Annotated in this window: 20 protein-coding genes and 1 pseudogene; 9 read left to right on the top strand and 12 right to left on the bottom strand. The window is 62.7% G+C overall.

From position 1 onward, the window contains the following. Positions 1–22: 22 nt before the first annotated feature. From C453_RS04405 to hisH, 6 genes are all read right to left on the bottom strand, one after another. On the bottom strand, positions 23–244 hold the full coding sequence (locus C453_RS04405) for a DUF7535 family protein (RefSeq protein ID WP_008322968.1): 222 nt from the start codon (positions 242–244) through the stop codon (positions 23–25). 104 nt (positions 245–348) lie between these two features. Beyond that, a complete protein-coding gene (leuS, locus tag C453_RS04400; protein ID WP_008322967.1) occupies positions 349–3,225 on the bottom strand; it encodes a leucine--tRNA ligase in 2,877 nt (958 codons plus the stop codon). A gap of 236 nt (positions 3,226–3,461) precedes the next feature. Beyond that, positions 3,462–3,908 (bottom strand): Hsp20/alpha crystallin family protein, encoded by a 447-nt coding sequence (locus C453_RS04395; protein ID WP_008322966.1) that lies wholly within the window; start codon positions 3,906–3,908, stop codon positions 3,462–3,464. A 179-nt stretch (positions 3,909–4,087) separates the two neighbouring features. Further along, positions 4,088–4,498, bottom strand: coding sequence for an archaeal heat shock protein Hsp14 (gene hsp14, locus C453_RS04390; RefSeq protein ID WP_008322965.1), 411 nt, complete (start codon positions 4,496–4,498; stop codon positions 4,088–4,090). A gap of 100 nt (positions 4,499–4,598) precedes the next feature. Next, positions 4,599–5,405 carry a prephenate dehydratase gene (gene pheA / locus C453_RS04385; protein ID WP_008322964.1) on the bottom strand — a complete coding sequence of 269 codons (807 nt, stop codon included), beginning with the start codon at positions 5,403–5,405 and terminating at the stop codon, positions 4,599–4,601. Between the two features lie 54 nt (positions 5,406–5,459). Further along, positions 5,460–6,119, bottom strand: a complete 660-nt coding sequence (hisH, locus tag C453_RS04380) for an imidazole glycerol phosphate synthase subunit HisH (RefSeq protein WP_007544668.1) — start codon at positions 6,117–6,119, stop codon at positions 5,460–5,462. A 186-nt stretch (positions 6,120–6,305) separates the two neighbouring features. On the opposite strand from hisH, the gene phnD reads away from it, so the two are divergent. The 4 genes from phnD (at position 6,306) to C453_RS04360 (ending at position 9,882) form a co-directional block, all read left to right on the top strand. After that, positions 6,306–7,238, top strand: a complete 933-nt coding sequence (gene phnD, locus C453_RS04375; RefSeq protein ID WP_049907498.1) for a phosphate/phosphite/phosphonate ABC transporter substrate-binding protein — start codon at positions 6,306–6,308, stop codon at positions 7,236–7,238. 61 nt (positions 7,239–7,299) lie between these two features. After that, on the top strand, positions 7,300–8,046 hold the full coding sequence (locus C453_RS04370; protein WP_008322962.1) for a phosphonate ABC transporter ATP-binding protein: 747 nt from the start codon (positions 7,300–7,302) through the stop codon (positions 8,044–8,046). Next, positions 8,043–9,086 carry a PhnE/PtxC family ABC transporter permease gene (locus tag C453_RS04365; RefSeq protein WP_008322961.1) on the top strand — a complete coding sequence of 348 codons (1,044 nt, stop codon included), beginning with the start codon at positions 8,043–8,045 and terminating at the stop codon, positions 9,084–9,086. The genes C453_RS04370 and C453_RS04365 overlap by 4 nt, the downstream gene beginning before the upstream one ends. 79 nt (positions 9,087–9,165) lie before the next feature. Beyond that, the gene (locus C453_RS04360) at positions 9,166–9,882 is read left to right on the top strand and encodes a DUF6498-containing protein (protein ID WP_008322960.1); all 717 of its coding nucleotides are present in this window, start codon (positions 9,166–9,168) and stop codon (positions 9,880–9,882) included. Between the two features lie 40 nt (positions 9,883–9,922). Here the strand turns inward: C453_RS04360 and C453_RS04355 are convergent, their stop codons facing one another. From C453_RS04355 to C453_RS04345, 3 genes are read right to left on the bottom strand one after another with little or no spacing between them, the layout of a single operon-like run. Then, positions 9,923–10,519 carry a uracil-DNA glycosylase gene (locus C453_RS04355; protein ID WP_008322959.1) on the bottom strand — a complete coding sequence of 199 codons (597 nt, stop codon included), beginning with the start codon at positions 10,517–10,519 and terminating at the stop codon, positions 9,923–9,925. A 24-nt stretch (positions 10,520–10,543) separates the two neighbouring features. Then, positions 10,544–11,233, bottom strand: coding sequence for an endonuclease dU (locus C453_RS04350; protein ID WP_008322958.1), 690 nt, complete (start codon positions 11,231–11,233; stop codon positions 10,544–10,546). Further along, entirely contained in the window at positions 11,230–11,400 is a 171-nt protein-coding gene (locus C453_RS04345) for a DUF5786 family protein (RefSeq protein WP_007544647.1), read from the bottom strand. The genes C453_RS04350 and C453_RS04345 overlap by 4 nt, the downstream gene beginning before the upstream one ends. Positions 11,401–11,518: 118 nt before the next feature. On the opposite strand from C453_RS04345, the gene C453_RS04340 reads away from it, so the two are divergent. Together C453_RS04340 and C453_RS04335 are read left to right on the top strand one after the other, a co-directional pair. Next, a complete protein-coding gene (locus C453_RS04340; protein ID WP_008322957.1) occupies positions 11,519–12,145 on the top strand; it encodes an MBL fold metallo-hydrolase in 627 nt (208 codons plus the stop codon). Between the two features lies 1 nt (position 12,146). Continuing rightward, entirely contained in the window at positions 12,147–12,521 is a 375-nt protein-coding gene (locus C453_RS04335; RefSeq protein WP_008322956.1) for a hypothetical protein, read from the top strand. A 15-nt stretch (positions 12,522–12,536) separates the two neighbouring features. On the opposite strand, the gene C453_RS19480 is transcribed toward C453_RS04335, so the two are convergent. Both C453_RS19480 and trxA read right to left on the bottom strand, forming a co-directional pair. Then, on the bottom strand, positions 12,537–12,683 hold the full coding sequence (locus tag C453_RS19480; RefSeq protein WP_007544643.1) for a 50S ribosomal protein L40e: 147 nt from the start codon (positions 12,681–12,683) through the stop codon (positions 12,537–12,539). 113 nt (positions 12,684–12,796) lie between these two features. After that, positions 12,797–13,069, bottom strand: a pseudogene (trxA, locus tag C453_RS04330) (thioredoxin); the annotation flags it as partial. A 146-nt stretch (positions 13,070–13,215) separates the two neighbouring features. Between trxA and C453_RS04325 the strand changes: the two are divergent. From C453_RS04325 to hisE, 3 genes are all read left to right on the top strand, one after another. Then, the gene (locus C453_RS04325) at positions 13,216–13,380 is read left to right on the top strand and encodes a preprotein translocase subunit Sec61beta (protein WP_007544641.1); all 165 of its coding nucleotides are present in this window, start codon (positions 13,216–13,218) and stop codon (positions 13,378–13,380) included. A gap of 54 nt (positions 13,381–13,434) precedes the next feature. Then, the gene (gene pdxT, locus C453_RS04320) at positions 13,435–14,037 is read left to right on the top strand and encodes a pyridoxal 5'-phosphate synthase glutaminase subunit PdxT (protein WP_008322954.1); all 603 of its coding nucleotides are present in this window, start codon (positions 13,435–13,437) and stop codon (positions 14,035–14,037) included. A 72-nt stretch (positions 14,038–14,109) separates the two neighbouring features. Further along, positions 14,110–14,412 carry a phosphoribosyl-ATP diphosphatase gene (gene hisE, locus C453_RS04315; RefSeq protein ID WP_008322953.1) on the top strand — a complete coding sequence of 101 codons (303 nt, stop codon included), beginning with the start codon at positions 14,110–14,112 and terminating at the stop codon, positions 14,410–14,412. 10 nt (positions 14,413–14,422) lie between these two features. Here the strand turns inward: hisE and npdG are convergent, their stop codons facing one another. Next, positions 14,423–15,091, bottom strand: a complete 669-nt coding sequence (gene npdG / locus C453_RS04310) for an NADPH-dependent F420 reductase (RefSeq protein WP_008322952.1) — start codon at positions 15,089–15,091, stop codon at positions 14,423–14,425. Positions 15,092–15,109: the final 18 nt, after the last annotated feature.

Here is a 15,109-nt window from a genome sequence, read left to right as displayed (position 1 = left end):
CGCGGCCGGGCTCAGTGTCTGGCTATTCTCCCGCGCCGCGTTGTGCACCGAGATAGCCGAAGGCTTTCGATAGCACGTACACGATGGCGATGAACGGCAGAAGCGGGATTATGAGGACCGCAAGAAGACCGAACATCAGCCACCCGACTGAGTCCATCTCGCCATCCGGTCGGCTGTCGAAGCGCGGCGTGACGGTGTGGTAGTCGTCTTCCTCCGATAGGGTCAGCGATTCCTCTTGACTCATGTTACCAAATAGGTAGGGAAAGCCGATAAGATGAACGCTACCTCCGGCAGTATCGGAACGTCACACGTTCGAGAACGTCGATAAAAGTAGAGAGCGTCAGCCGCCTATTCGAGGTGGACGGCGGGACGGAACGGAATCGCCTTCGATGCGCGGTCCGCGGGGTCGACGATGTCGTCGGCGTCCTCGGCGAACACCTCGACGTCGGCGTCGAACTCCCGGGAGAGGAAGTCCGCAGCGCGTTCGTAGAGTTCGACCTCGTCGAGGTCGAGTTGCGCGCGCAGGGTATCTTCGTCCCGCCCGCGAGTCTGGCTCACGAGGTCCTGCACGAGGTCGTTGACCGCGTTACCCTTCTCACGGAGGTCAGGGTTCTGCATGACCTGCCCCATGATAGCACCCACGTTGTCGCCTTGGTCCACAACCGTCTCGAAGACGGTTCGCTTCCAGTCGGCGGCGACGTAGACGCGAATCGTCTCGGGGTCCGAGTCGGTCACGTCGATGATGTCGCGAACGTCCTCGGTTAGGCGCTCGACCTGTCGTTCTTCGAGTTCGACCGCCTCGTCGTCGAACTCGGTGTCCGGTTCCGGCCACGGTGCGTCTTCGGCCGGCGTGCCGGTCAACTGCTCGTGGAGTTCGTTCGTCATGAACGGGACGAACGGGGCGAGCAGGCGCAGACGCGTTTCGAGGACCTGTCGGAGCGTCCACTTCGCGGCGTCGCGGTCGAGGTCGGTCCGGCGGCGGTACCAGCGCAGGTCTTCTTCGAAGTTGTAGAACGCGGCTTGGCTGGCAGAGCGCGTCTCGGCTTCGTCCATCGCGTCGGTCACGTCGCGGACGGTGTCGTTGAGCTTCGACAGCAGCCAGCGGTCCACCGTCTCCAGTTCGGGCTGTTCGTCCGGGCCGGGGTCGGCGATAATTTCCTGTGCGCGGTTCCAGAAGCGTTCGAGCTGATTCGCGACAGAGCCGACGAGGTCGTCGCGCCAGTCGTAGTCCTGCCACGGTTCGGCGGAGTTGAGCAGGAAGAACCGGACGGTGTCGGCACCGTACTTCTCGATGGCCTCGCCGGGGAGGACGACGTGGCCCTTCGAGGAGGACATCTTCTCGCCTTCGAGCAGGCCCATGCCCATGATGACGATTCCCTGCGGCCACTGCGCCTGGTCGAACAGTTCGCCGTGGTGGAACTGGTAGAACGTCAGGTGGTTCGTGATGAGGTCGTTCGCGGAGAACCGGTAATCGACCGGGTACCAGTAGTCCCACTCCTCGCGCAGTTCGAGCGCCTTCTCCGGCGCGTCGTCTACGGCCTCGGGACCGTAGAACAGCGTGTCGAAGAAGTCCTGCGTGAGTTCCTCGGTCGGAACCTCCTGCAGGCGGTGGGCGATGGTGTAGTAGGCCATGTAGATGGTCGAGTCCGAAAGCGGCTCGATGACGAACTGGTCGTCCCACGGCAGGCGAGTGCCGAGGCCGTAGTTTCGGATACACGGCCATCCGTTCAGCCAGTCGATGGTGTGGTGGTACTCGTCGCGGGTGTTGTCCGGGATGGCGTCGAGACCGTCGGCCACGTCGTGAGCGGTTTGCTTCCAGTCCTCGTCGTCGTACGAGAGGAACCACGTGTCCTGTTCTGCGACGACGACGTCACCGCCACAGCGACAGACGACTTCCTCGGAGAACTCCTGCATCACGTCGAACTGACCGGACTCGACGCCGTCGGCCTTGAAGTCGTCGCGGGCTTTCTCGACGAGTTCGCCAGCGTACTCGCCGTAGAACTCCTTGAGGTGGCCAGCGTGGAACTCCTTGTTGTAGAGGTCCTTCGTCGCCTTTTCGAGCGCGGGGTCGTCCGACGACTCGATACCGCGGTTCTCGACGATTGACTGGGCGGGAATCTCGCCGTAGTCGTCGTCCTCGGAGTCGATGTCGAGAATCGGAATCGGCTCGATGGCGGCGACATCCTCGGGGTCGATACCGAACGATTCGAGGTAGTCGGTGTCGGCTTTCGCCTCCTGCAGCGCCACGTAGTCGTCAGGGCTGTGGGCCGGGACCGACATGACGACACCCGTCGCGTTGTCGGCGTCGACGAACGAGGCCGGGAGGACGAGCACGTCGTCACCGGTAACAGGGTTCTCGACGGTCTTTCCGACCAGTTCGGCACCCTCGATGGTGTCCAGAATCTCCACGTCGTGGGCCTGGTACTCCAGTTTCGCGGACGCGTACTCGGAGACGAACCACGTCTCGCCGTCGACTTCGGCGACCACGTAGGTCGCTTCAGGGTCGATGTAGGCGTTCGTCACGCCGTGGACCGTCTCGGGGCGCAGCGTCGCCATCGGGACGACGACGGACTCGCCGTCGCGTTCCCAGCCGAAGCGAACCAACGTGTACTCTTGGAACTCCGCTTCCTCGCCTTCCAGCAGGTCGTGGGTCGTGACTGGCTGTTCTTCGTTCGTACAGAACTTGACGGGGTGGAGTCCTTTCTCCAGTCGGCCACGCTCGCGGAGCGTCCGGTACTGCCATTCGATGAATTTCGAGTAGCGCTCGTCGTTCGTCGTGAACTCACGTCGCCAGTCGATAGAGAGACCGAGCGACTGCATTCCGTTCTTGTAGTGTTCCTCGATGAAGTAGCGTGCCCACCCCATCGGCGTCTCCAGTTCGGGGAGCGTGTCTTCGGAGACGTTGTAGGTGTCTTTCAGAACCGACAGTTGCTTCTCTTCACCCTTCTGCAAGCGCTCGACAGCGCCGATGATGGGTGTTCCGGTGACGTGCCACGCGATGGGGAACAGAACGTTGTCGCCCTGCTGGCGTCGGTAGCGAGCGTACACGTCGGGGACAGTGTAGGTTCGGGCGTGCCCGATGTGCATCCCACCGCTCGGATACGGATACGGAACTGTGACGAACGTCGCGTCGTCGGCGTCTGCGTCCGGGTCGGCCTCGTATCGGCCGGTCTCGGACCAGCGCTCCCGCCAACGCGCTTCGAGTTCCTGCGGGTCGTAGTCCATATCCGTGGTAGTGGCACCCCGGCCTAAAATAACTCCTATACTCGACTTGTGGGTCTGTCTGATTGCGGCAGGTATTGCCAGATATTGTCACGCAGGTGTCGAAGGCAGTGGCTGGTCAGCGGTGTCGCAGTCTGGTCAGCACGGAAGCAGCATCCAAAAAAGGCTGTGCGACTCGCAGTTCGTTCAGGGCACAAACAACGACTGGGAGTCACCGCTTCGACGACGCTAGCTCGCCGTTACTCGATGTCGATGTGGCGAGAGTCGTCGGGCTGGGCGTCCAGTTTGGGCAGCGTCACAGTGAGGACGCCGTTGTGGTACGACGCTGAGGTGTTTTCCTCGTCGACCATCTCGGGAAGGCGGATGGTGCGGCGGGCGGACTCGTGGCGGCGTTCGCGACGGAGGTACTCGCCCGACTCGTGTTCGTCGTGCAGTTCGCGTTCCGCGTCGATAGAGAGAGTGCGGTTCGCAATCGACAGCGAGATGTCGGACTTCTCGTAGCCCGGCAGGTCGACCGTGACGATAATCTCGGTCTCAGTGTCGGTGATGTCCACGGCCATGTCGTGTGTGCGGACAGACGACATCATGCCCGAGCGGTCGAACTGGCGACCCATCTCGTCAAACTGGCGGGACATTCGCTCGAACAGTTCTTCGAAGTCGTCGAAGGGATTGGTACGTCGCATCATTGGTAATTCACCGAGGGGTACGAACGTCGTCTGAGGAGATAACCGTTACCAGACCTAGTCTATCAATTCGCACGCACCACGGCTTCTACGTCCAAAATATCGAGAATAAGCTCAAAAGAGATGCTGGTCTTTCGGAGCGGTTCACGTGTTCTGCAGCCGCCTCGTTCGGACCACTTGCGTCACTCGATGTCGATGCGGTGGGAATCGTCTGGTTCGGCCTCTAACTTCGGGAGCGTCACAGTGAGGACGCCATTGTGGTACGACGCCGACACCTCGTCGCGCTTAATCTCCGCTGGGAGCGTGACTGACCGAGAGACAGAGCGGTGTCGTCGCTCGCGCCGGACGTAGCGTTCGTCGTCCACGTCGGTCGATTCCTCACGCTCGGCGGAGATTGTCAGTTGCCGACCGCGGACGGTCACGTCGATGCTGTCCTTCTCGTACCCGGGGAGGTCCGCAACCACCTCGATGTCGCCGTCGGCTTCGACGACGTCGAGGGAGATATCCTGCATTCGTGCGAGACCAGTCTCTTCGAACGACCGGCTCATTCGTTCGAACAACTCCTCGATATCGTCGAATGGATTTCGCTGCATGCGTGCCAACGTAGGGCATGCACGATTAAGAGAGATGTGGCTATTCCCACACGTTGGCAGCAAGAAAATCGGGTAGGTGGCCACCCGAGAGGCGGCAGTCTCAGTAGAGGACGTGGCGCGTGTCGTACGAGCCGAGCACGCGAACCCAGCCGTTTCGGGCGATGCCTTCGACTTCGTCGAGGGCGGCTTGCATCCGTTCTTCGTAGAGACCGGCGTCGGCGTCGATGTGGAAGAGGTAATCGCCGAGGCGGTTACCGCTGGGACGCGACTCGATACGCGAGAGGTTGATGTCGCGCTCGGCGAACGCTTCGAGCAGTTCGAGGAGCAGTCCGGGGTAGTTCGCGTTCGGGTAGACCACGAGCGACGTCTTTCCACCGGCATCGGAGCGGGCGGACTCGGGAGCGACGACGAGGAAACGCGTCGCATTCGACGAGCGGTCTTGGATGTCCTCGGCGATTATCTTCAGGTCGTCGCCAGCATTGTCCGGGTGTCCGATACCCGCCACCGACGTGTCGGCGCGAGCGCGTTCGACACCGCGAGCGGTGCTGGCGACTGCTTCGAGCGCCACGTCGGGGTAGTTCGCTTCGAGGTAGGAACGACACTGTGCGAGCGCTTGGGAGTGGCTGGCGACGGTGTCGAACTCCTCGGACTGGGCGAGAAGGGCGTGTCGAATCGGCGTGACGATTTCCTGGACGACGCTCACGTCGGAGTTCGCCACGGCGTCGAGGCTCTCGGAGACGCTGCCTTCGATACTGTTCTCGATGGGGACGACACCGCGTTCGAACGCGCCATCGGCGACGGCGTTGACGATAGACGTGACCGATTCGCGGAACGCGACGTCGTCGGCGACCGCGCGGGCAGCGCGATGAGAGTAGGTGCCCGCCGGGCCGAGCGTGACTGCCTGCATGGGCACTCCTTGACTCACGGATGACAAAAGCGCGTCGGGGGCGGTGAATTCGGCCTACTGCTCGGCGCAGAACTCGACGAAGTTCCGCAGGATAGTCAGGCCGGTCTCGCCGGACTTCTCGGGGTGGAACTGAGTCCCGAAGACGGTTCCTTCCTCGTTGGCGACGACTGCGGGGAACTCGACGCCGTAGTCGGTCGTGGCGACGATGGCGTTGTCGTCGTCGGGGTCGGCGTAGTAGGAGTGGACGAAGTAGGCGTATTCGCCCTCGACGCCGTCGACAATGGGGTGGTCGCGCTCGACGTGCAGTTCGTTCCATCCCATGTGCGGAACCTTCTGTCCCTCGGCGAACCGGACGTTGCGACCGGGAATGAAGTCGAGCCCTTCGACCTCACCCTCGCCAGCGTGGTCCGCTTCTTCCGAGGTGGTAAGAAGCATCTGCATCCCGAGACAGATGCCGAAGACGGGCGTTCCCGACTCGGCGGCTTCGGCGAGTGGTTCGCGGAACGGCCCGGCGTTCTCCATCCCCTCGGAGAACGCGCCGACGCCGGGGAGAACGATACCGTCGGCGTCGTCGAAGTCGGCTGGGTCGTCGGAGATGATGACGTTCGCACCCGCGCGTTCCAGACCGCGGCGGGCGCTCCGGAGATTTCCAAGCCCGTAGTCGACCATCACCACGTCGGCGAGGGTCTCTTCGGAGGCCTGTGTCGTGCTCATGTGTGTACCCTCGGTGACCGGAGGCAAGTGAGTTTCCGTCCCGGCGACCGTCGCGGATTGAGACAACTTGGCACGCGTTCTATGGTTACTCACGAGATTCACGAGATGACCGAATAACTACCGACAAATATAGAGAAAAAATAGGAACTTTTAACCTCAATCTACAATAGCTTCCGTACGAATCACATGTCTTCCCGACGTAATTTCCTCAAGACAGCCGGTGCGGCAGGGGTACTCGGCATGGCGGGACTCAGTGGGTGTATTGGGAACTTCGGTGAACAATCGTACGGAAACGGTGAAATCAACTTCATGATGTCACCGTCTGAGCCGCAAGACTACATGCGGTCGCAGTACAAGCCGTACGCGGGCTATCTCGAAGAGGAGACCGGGACGTCGGTCTCGCTGAAGTACGCTGCCGACTACTCCGCAGTCCTTCAGGGCCTTGGCTCGGGGACGGCCGACATCGCAGAGACCGGCCCCTTCGCCGCCGCGCTCGGTGTGAAGGCTGACAAAGCGAAAATCGCTCTTCAGCGCCACGCCTACGGTTCGTGGGACTACACGAGCGTCATCGTGACGAAGAAGGACTCCGACATCGAGTCGCTGACCGACCTCGAAGGCGAGAAGGTCGGCTTCGCAGACATGACCTCGGCCTCCGGGTCGCTGTACCCGCTGTACATGCTGAAGCAGGCAGGACTCACTATCGGTGAAGCGCCGGTCAGTGACTCCGGCGCAGACTTCACCGGTGTCTGGTCGGGACACGCCGAAGCGTTCGCCGCCCTCGAAAACGACCAAGTGGCCGCCGCCGGTGTCGGGCAGTTCATCACCCGTGGCGACGACGGCGAAATCGCAGACGGCTACGAGTACGTCGAGACGTACGATGGCATCCCCCGCGCGCCGATGGTGGTCAACCCGAACCTCTCCGAGGAGGAGACAAACAACATCGTCGAGACGCTTCAGGGCGCCCCAGACGAGATATACTACGGCGCAGACGGCGAGCAGGACACAGACGACGACCTCTGGTTCGACGGCGTCCGCGCGGCCGACCTCGAAACCTACAAGCCTGTCATCAAAGTCGCCGACGAACTCAATCTCTCTACCGACCTTCTGAACCAAGGTTGAACGCTCTTTCGACGTGGCACAGGACGTAACAACCAATTGCTTTCTTTCAGACAACAAACCAATGCCTGCAGTTTCGGTACAGAACGTCACGAAGCGGTTCGGCGACACGGTCGCCTTAGAGAACATCTCCTTCGAGATTCCCGAAGGGGAGTTCGTCATCCTCTTAGGACCCTCCGGGGCCGGGAAGTCGACACTCCTTCGAATCCTGAACGGCCTCAGTCAACCGACAGAAGGGACAGTCCACATCAACGACCGGGCTGTCACCGGTCAACGGTCGGATGTGGGGATGGTCTTTCAGATGCACTACCTCGTCGAGACGATGAGCGCCTATCGAAATGCTCTCACTGGCGCTCTCTCGCGTGTCTCGTTCGCCGAAAGCCTCGCGTCGCAGTACAGTGAAGAAGACAAGCTAGCCGCGCTCGAAGCACTCGACACGGTCGGACTGCTTGACGAAGCGCGGCAGCGCGCCGGGTCGATGTCCGGCGGCCAGAAACAGCGCGTCGGAATTGCTCGCGCGCTCGTCCAGAAACCAAACCTGCTTCTCGCCGACGAACCGGTCGCGAGTCTCGACCCGAAGGCCGCAGAAGAGGTCATGGGCTACATGAAAACGGCCGCCCACGAGCGGAACTTGACGACCATCGCGAGTCTCCATCAGGTCAATCTCGCCCGCGAGTTCGGTGAGCGCTACATCGGCCTGCGAGACGGAAAAGTCGTCTTCGACGGCCGACGCGAAGACCTGACGATGGACGTCGTCGACGACATCTACTACGAAGAAGGTGAGACTGGTATGGTGGAGGCGATGGGATGACCGACGACGAACTCCGCGCCGACGGCGCTGGCGAGAGTGCGTCGGCACCGCGACACATCCAAGACGCACTGTCGACCATCGAGCGCGCGCAGTTCATCCGCCGCGTGCTCATCTTCGTGGGCATCATCGCGCTCTTGGCGTTGACGGGAATCGGGATGACGTACCTCGGGTTTACCGTCGCCCAAATCTACCGCCAACTCCCGCAGTTCCTGAACAACGTCGCCGAATTCCTCTCGCCGGACTTCCATTACTTCACGCTGTTTGCCATCCAAAACGACCTCCACGGCTTTTCCGCCCTCTTCGAGAGCCTCCTCGCTCCCGGGTCGCTCCTCGACGCCGTCCTCAACCGTGACCAAGGACTGAGTATCATCGGTGGCGCTGTCGCAACCATCGTCATCGGGTTCACTGGGACGGTTATCGGGTTCCCACTCGCCCTCATCTTCGGTGTGCTCGGCTCCGAGCGCGTGACGCCGTTCCCGTTCAACTTCCTCTTCCGCGGGACGATGTCCGTCATCCGCGCCGTGCCAGCACTCGTGTGGGTTCTCATCTACATCCCACTCGTCGGCATCACCCCCGTCGGGGCGATGCTGGCTATCGGGACCGACACCATCGGGAATCTCGGTCGCCTGTTCACCGACGAACTCGAAGAGGTGTCCGACGGCCCCATCGAGGCGATTTCCTCGACCGGTGCGGCGTCCTCTCAGACGGTCGTCTTCGGGATGCTGAGTCAGGTGTCTTCGTCGTTCGTCGCGTGGACACTGTACATCCTCGAAATCAACGTCCGAATCGCCGTCTCGCTCGGTGTCGTCGGTGCTGGCGGCATCGGACAGTACGTGAAAGGACGGCTCAGCCTCCTCGCGTACGACCAGGCCGCGGCCGGTATCGCGATGATTATCGTCATCGTCCTGTCGGTCGAACTCACGTCGTCTCGCCTCCGCGCGCGACTCCGACCGGGTGAGACAGAGTCCAAGGGTATCGTCGATGCCCTCCTCGACCTCGCAGACACCGGAAAGTGGCTCGGCACGGGCAACAAGAAGTGACGAGACACGGCGGTCAATACCGACCGTGACCGTCTGAAAAGAGACAACTTTTCCACAATTATCGCGTCGGTGCGAGCGCATGCGTTGGTCCTCGGCCCCTTCGTCCCCGCTCGCCCTCGCCGCGCTCGTCGCCGCGAACGGCCTCCCCCTCGCTGGCGTCGTCTGGTTCGACTGGAGTCTGAAGGCGCTTCTCGTCGCCTACTGGCTGGAAAGTGCCGTGGTCGGGGTGGTGAACGTCCCGAAGATTCTGGCCGCCTGTGGGTCAGACGACGAAGACCATTTTTCGGTGACGGTCGGTGGGTACCGACTCAACCTCGCACCGCCGCAAAATCCACGCGACAGAGTCCACCTCTATCCGACGAACATCCCCGCGGCGGGCTTTTTCGTCCTGCACTACGGTCTCTTCTGGGCGGTCCACGGACTCTTCGTCTGGGACTTCGAGTCGTTCGTCGGCGACATCGGCGGGGTGCCGCTGGTTCCTGTCGGTCTGGCCGCCGCCGCGACGCTCGTCAGTCACGTCGGGTCGTTCGCCGTCAACTTCGTCGGCGACGAAGAGTACCGGTCGGTCGCGCCCAAAACTCAGATGTCGGAGCCGTTCCACCGAGTCCTCATCCTGCATCTGACTGTCTTGTTCGGCGCGTATCTCGTCGCGGCCTCCGGTGCGCCCGTGGCGGCGCTGGTCGTGATGGTGCTCGTGAAGTCGGGACTCGACGTGCGGGCACACCTGCACGAACACGCCCGAGCCGAGAAGCGAACACAGCAGTCGGAAGACGGGACAGAAGAGCTGTCGGCGTAGAATGGTGGTTCCGACCCCTCTCAGAAACCGCCGAGCCTACTCAAAAGTCACCGAGACTCGACTGCCCGCTCGACGAGTCGGCGAGACCGGAGAGTTCGGCGGCCCGCGAAATCGTCTCGAAGAATCCCTCGCGCTGGCCGCGGTCGTAGAGAGTCGCAGCGGGGTGAACAGAGAGAAGCACGCGGTACGACTGGTCGCCGAGGCGAGCGTCGGCGACCGAGCCCGCTTCCTTCGTGATTGCGACACCCCGGTCGAGCAAGTGCTGCGAGGGCACCTTTCCGAGCGTGACGACGAGTTCCGGGTCTACGAGTTCGAACTCGCGGGCGAGGTAGCCCCGGCAGTTCGACAGCTCCTCGCTTCGAGGGTCGCGGTTCTCCGGCGGGCGACAGCGGACGCAGTTGGTGATACGAACGTCTGCGCGCGCGAGGCCAGCCTCTCGGAGCGCGTCGTCGAGGACGGTTCCCGACCGGCCGACGAAGGGTTCGCCGCCCTCGTCTTCTTTCGCTCCCGGCGCTTCGCCGAGAAAGAGCAAGTCGGCGTCGTCGGGGCCGACCCCGTTGACGATTCGACTCCGCGACTCGACGAGGTCCGGGCAGCGCTCGCAGTCGGTCACGCAGAGGCCCTCCATATGTTCCATACGTCACCCGACGGCGGGGGGCGCTTAATCTCCAACGAACTGCCGTGCCGCACGCGCGGCCATCCGCGCCACGCGAATCGGCTCTGGTCGCCCGCCAGTCGGCGTGAACGCTCGGACGACGCGCTCTGCCTCGGCGGTGTCACAGCCAGCAGCCCGCACGAACAGTCGTTCGTCGTTCACCTCGACGGGGGTTCGGGGCGGGGCGTCGCGGTAGGTCTCCAGACGAGCATCGAGGGCTGCACCCGAAAAGTGCTCTCTGAGCGCCGGTTCGAGGCCGTCGCTCGCTTCGAACGAGACAGAGATGACCGGGCGGTCGAGGTCGGAAGCGAGTCGGGGACTGTCGACGAGGTTGAACCACGCAGGGGCGATACCGGAGACGAGTACGTAGCGCGCGTCTTCGCGGCCGAGTGACGACCACAGCGAGGCGATGGCGTCGGTGGCGTCGTCGCCGCCGACAGTACACGTCTCGAAGGCGAGGCCGTCGACGACGCGGTCGGCGCGAACGACTGCGCCACAGAGCACACTCGTCGGGGCGGAAGCCGGGATGTGACTCTCGGCAGTCGTCGCCTCGAAAGAATCAGTGTTGTCTGGTCTCTCGGTTGATTCGTCGTTTTCGTCAGGCGCGGTGCTGGCGGGCGGCGGTTCGGTGGCTGTGTCGTCAGTGCTTCCGACGTACGATTCAGCGACCCCCAGTACGCGCGTCCCTGACTTCACTCCTCTTTGATATCTTTGAGTTTGTCGAGCAGCTCGTCGTTCGATGCGCCAATCTCGAAGTCGACTTCCCCCTCGTGGTTGCTTTCACTCGTCTCTACGCCATCTTCTTCGTCAAAATCGACGTTCTGGTCGCTCTGCTCAGACTCGTCGTAGCTCCCGAATCCCATACATCTAGTCATAAGGGACCGACTGTGAAAAATGGTTTGCCGAACGAATCCCGGGAACTGTGGCCGAAGAGACGCGACGTGCCTACCGATTTTTTTCGCTCCGGGCCGTACGTGACGTATGCGCGTCATTCCAGTCACCGCCGACGCCGAGGTTTTCACGTGTAACGCCTTCCTCGTCGTGGGCGACCGAACCGTCCTCGTCGACGCCGGGTCGATGTCGGGAGTCGAAGACGTCGTCGCCGAGCACACAGACCACCTCGACGCCGTCGTGGTCACGCATCAAGACCACGACCACGTCGGCGAACTCGACGCCGTCGTCGAGCGATTCGACCCCGAGGTGTACGCCTATGCCGACCACCCGCTTCGAACCCACGAACTGCCGGACGGCGAGACAGTACAGATAGGCGACGAGGCGTTCGAGGTCGTCTACACGCCCGGCCACACCGACGACCACGTCTCGCTCGTGAGTGAGCAACGGCTCTTCTCGGGCGACGTGGTCGTGTACAACGACACCGCGTTCGAAGACGGCAGCTTCGGCAAGACCGACCGACCGGGGAGTTCTCGGGAGCGCCTCATCGAGAGTCTCCAGACACTTCTCGACCGACTCCCGGAGACGGTCGAGACGATGTACGCTGGCCACGGCGACGTCTTCGAGAGTAGAACCGGTGGCGACACCGTTCGCGACGTCATCGAACGCGCCCTCGAACGGGCTGAACGCCGGCAGCCGAAATACCCGGAGGCCTGAGATGGCGACCACAACGTCAGACGGCGGCGAGGTGACGCGCCTGCACTACATCGGCGTCGCCCTCGCGGCCGTCACGGGACTGATTCACCTCGCGCTCGGTGCTGGCGCACTCGCGTCGAACCTCGCTGACCCGCTTGGGTTGGCGTTTATCGCTGCCGCTGCTGGGTTCGCGGGTGGTATCGTCGCGGTCCTCCGCGGTGACGAGCAACTGCGCTCGCGAGCAATCCTGCTCGGAATACCCTTCGTCGCCGGACAGGTCGTGTTCTACGTCGTCCTGAACTGGCCCGATATCTTCGGCATCGGTGGCGTCGTCGACAAAATCATCCAGCTGGCGCTTATCGGCGTGTTGGTCACGCTGTACCGTCGAGAATCGTAGGAAGAACGGGGGCGCTTACGCAGCGCGGCGTTCCTTCGACTTGGGTCGAAGGTGCTTGTAGCCGCACTTGCGGCACTTCTTGGCGCGCTTGGGATTGCGTGCGTTACATCGCATGCAAATCTGCTTTTCGAGCGTCCGTTCCGTCGCAGCGTCACTAGCCATGGTTACGATTCCCCACGCCGGTCGTATAACGCTTGCGAGACGCCCCGCCAGCGACGGAGTCGGGACTGGCGGTGTCGTGAGTACTGCTGAGAAGTCGCGGGCGACGTGCGGGCCTACGCGCCAGCCTGCTTGAGCGCGTCTTCGATATCTTCGCGCTGGGTCACGCCCACGAATCGGTCGACGATACCATCGTCGTTTTCGATGATGAGCGTCGGCAGCGAGCGTACCTGATATTGGTTCGCGACGTCTTGCTTCTCGTCGACGTCAACCTTCTCGAAGGAGACCTCTTCGTAATCGGCCTCGAGGTCGTCGAGAATCGGGTCCTGCGTCTTACATGGGCCGCACCAATCTGCGTAAAAGTCCAAGAGTCGAACAGTCATCGTATCCCGGCGGAGTTTGCTTGCCCCCGCGCATAAGGATTACTCATGGGGTTGCACGTTCCGCTTCGAGGGACGCCCGAGAGCCAGATTCGCTGGGTCTGTCGCGCCCGCGAGCCGAAACGTTTAGGCGGTGGACGAACAGACGACAGAGCATGAGCAAGGGCCAGAACTCTGGCGGCCTGATGTCGAGTGCGGGTCTCGTCCGCTATTTCGACGCCGAGGACCGCAACGCGATTCGAGTCGACCCGAAGACAATCGTCGCATCGGGCGTGCTGTTCGGCATCGGCATCCTGGTGCTGAACGCACTCGCGTTCTAACGCGAAGCGCCGACGAACGGACGCTTTTTGTCCTCCCGTTCCGCAGTTTCGACCATGAGTACGCTACGCGCCGGTGTCGTCGCCGTCCAGGGTGACGTCTCCGAGCACGCCGACGCTATCGAACGGGCAGCGGACGCCCACGGCGTCGAGGCAGACATCGTCGAGATTCGAAGCGCGGGCCTCGTCCCCGACTGCGACGTGCTGTTGCTGCCGGGTGGCGAGTCGACAACCATCTCGCGTCTCCTCGACCGCGAAGGCATCGACGAAGAGATTATCGACCACGTCGCGGCCGGAAAGCCCGTCCTCGCAACCTGTGCGGGCCTCATCGTCTCCTCGCGCGACGCGAAAGACGACCGCGTCCAGCCACTCGACCTCCTCGACGTGACCGTCGACCGCAACGCCTTCGGCCGACAGGTCGACAGCTTCGAAGCCCCCCTCGACGTGGCGGGCCTCGACTCTCCGTTCCCCGCGGTCTTCATCCGCGCGCCCCTCATCGACGAGGTCGGTGACGACGTGGAAGTGCTCGCCGAGTGGGACGGCAACCCCGTGGCAGTCCGCGACGGTCCCGTGGTTGGAACGTCATTCCACCCCGAACTGACCGCCGACAGTCGCATTCACGACCTCGCGTTCTTCGACGAACTCGAAGTCGAAGCGTAAGTATCAGCGCCGACCACACACCGTCTCCGCCGGAACCAGAGAGTCTTTTTCCGCCCACGCCTGTTTCGGACCATGGACGCGGACACTCCGACAGACGAGGTTCTCGACGAACTCGTCGCGACTATCGAGTCGCGGAAGGCCGAGTTGCCCGAGGACTCCTACACGACGACGCTGTTCACCCACGAGAAGGGCAAAAACTACGTGCTCGAAAAGCTGGGCGAAGAGGTGACAGAAACCATTCTCGCGGCCAAGGACGACGACCGCGAGGAACTGCTCTACGAGAGCGCCGACCTCGTCTATCACCTGCTAGTCGTATTGGCGATGCACGACGCGTCGCTCGACGACCTTCGAGAAGAGTTGAAAAAGCGGTTCTGAGTGCCGCTCGTTACTTGAATTCGATTCCGAGGTCGTGCATCCCCTCGTTGTTCTGTGCGACGTTGATGAGAAGCGGCGTCAGCGCCTCGATTTCGCTGGCATTGGCGAGGCCACCGGCGTCGAGGGGGCGGAGTCCGTCGATACCGTCTGCGAGGAGTCGGACCGTCTCCTTCGCGTCGGGGTCGTCGGCGACGAGGAGCGTGTCGATGCCGAGGTCGGCGTCGAGGTCGGCGAGGCGACCGGCCGAGAGGTTGTGGAACGCGCCGACGACCGGGATGTCGTCGGGTGCCGCGTCGGCGACGAGCGCGGTCACACTACCCGCTTTCGGCGGGTGGTAGTGGAAGCCGTCGTCGTCGCGTTTGATTCCCGCCGCGGGCGTGACGAGCACGTCACCTTCGGACAGCGAGTCAGAGACGGCTTCGACGGTGTCAGAGACGTGGTACGGCGGCACCGCGAGGACGACGACCGAGGCTCGGTCGGCGGCCATCTCGTTGGTGAAGCCGTTTACCTTCACGTCGCGGCCGCGACTGGAGAGTTCCGTCTCGTACTCGTCGGCCTTCGCGCGGGCTTTCTCGGGGTCGCGAGACCCGATGATGACCTCGTGGTCGGTGTGGAAGGCCCAGCGTAGGGCGAGTCCTTCGCCGATATCGCCGGTCCCACCGAGGAGTGCGATTCGCATACCACCACGTGAGAACCG

It is taken from the genome of Haloferax elongans ATCC BAA-1513, from assembly GCF_000336755.1.
GTDB classification, from domain to species: domain Archaea; phylum Halobacteriota; class Halobacteria; order Halobacteriales; family Haloferacaceae; genus Haloferax; species Haloferax elongans.
The sequence above is the reverse complement of the archived record's forward strand: the minus strand, read 5'-3'. Positions and strand labels throughout refer to the sequence as shown.

Bases quoted from the DNA above. Each gene is read 5' to 3' on its own strand.
- C453_RS04340 (WP_008322957.1), top strand. From the start codon at position 11,519: ATGCGCGTCATTCCAGTCACCGCCGACGCCGAGGTTTTCACGTGTAAC.
- C453_RS04345 (WP_007544647.1), bottom strand. From the start codon at position 11,400: ATGGGATTCGGGAGCTACGACGAGTCTGAGCAGAGCGACCAGAACGTC.
- C453_RS04355 (WP_008322959.1), bottom strand. From the start codon at position 10,519: ATGGAACATATGGAGGGCCTCTGCGTGACCGACTGCGAGCGCTGCCCG.
- npdG (WP_008322952.1), bottom strand. From the start codon at position 15,091: ATGCGAATCGCACTCCTCGGTGGGACCGGCGATATCGGCGAAGGACTC.
- hisE (WP_008322953.1), top strand. From the start codon at position 14,110: ATGGACGCGGACACTCCGACAGACGAGGTTCTCGACGAACTCGTCGCG.
- C453_RS04405 (WP_008322968.1), bottom strand. From the start codon at position 244: ATGAGTCAAGAGGAATCGCTGACCCTATCGGAGGAAGACGACTACCAC.
- C453_RS04365 (WP_008322961.1), top strand. From the start codon at position 8,043: ATGACCGACGACGAACTCCGCGCCGACGGCGCTGGCGAGAGTGCGTCG.
- C453_RS04325 (WP_007544641.1), top strand. From the start codon at position 13,216: ATGAGCAAGGGCCAGAACTCTGGCGGCCTGATGTCGAGTGCGGGTCTC.
- pdxT (WP_008322954.1), top strand. From the start codon at position 13,435: ATGAGTACGCTACGCGCCGGTGTCGTCGCCGTCCAGGGTGACGTCTCC.
- C453_RS19480 (WP_007544643.1), bottom strand. From the start codon at position 12,683: ATGGCTAGTGACGCTGCGACGGAACGGACGCTCGAAAAGCAGATTTGC.
- leuS (WP_008322967.1), bottom strand. From the start codon at position 3,225: ATGGACTACGACCCGCAGGAACTCGAAGCGCGTTGGCGGGAGCGCTGG.
- C453_RS04335 (WP_008322956.1), top strand. From the start codon at position 12,147: ATGGCGACCACAACGTCAGACGGCGGCGAGGTGACGCGCCTGCACTAC.
- C453_RS04360 (WP_008322960.1), top strand. From the start codon at position 9,166: ATGCGTTGGTCCTCGGCCCCTTCGTCCCCGCTCGCCCTCGCCGCGCTC.
- C453_RS04370 (WP_008322962.1), top strand. From the start codon at position 7,300: ATGCCTGCAGTTTCGGTACAGAACGTCACGAAGCGGTTCGGCGACACG.
- hisH (WP_007544668.1), bottom strand. From the start codon at position 6,119: ATGAGCACGACACAGGCCTCCGAAGAGACCCTCGCCGACGTGGTGATG.
- C453_RS04395 (WP_008322966.1), bottom strand. From the start codon at position 3,908: ATGATGCGACGTACCAATCCCTTCGACGACTTCGAAGAACTGTTCGAG.
- hsp14 (WP_008322965.1), bottom strand. From the start codon at position 4,498: ATGCAGCGAAATCCATTCGACGATATCGAGGAGTTGTTCGAACGAATG.
- phnD (WP_049907498.1), top strand. From the start codon at position 6,306: ATGTCTTCCCGACGTAATTTCCTCAAGACAGCCGGTGCGGCAGGGGTA.
- pheA (WP_008322964.1), bottom strand. From the start codon at position 5,405: ATGCAGGCAGTCACGCTCGGCCCGGCGGGCACCTACTCTCATCGCGCT.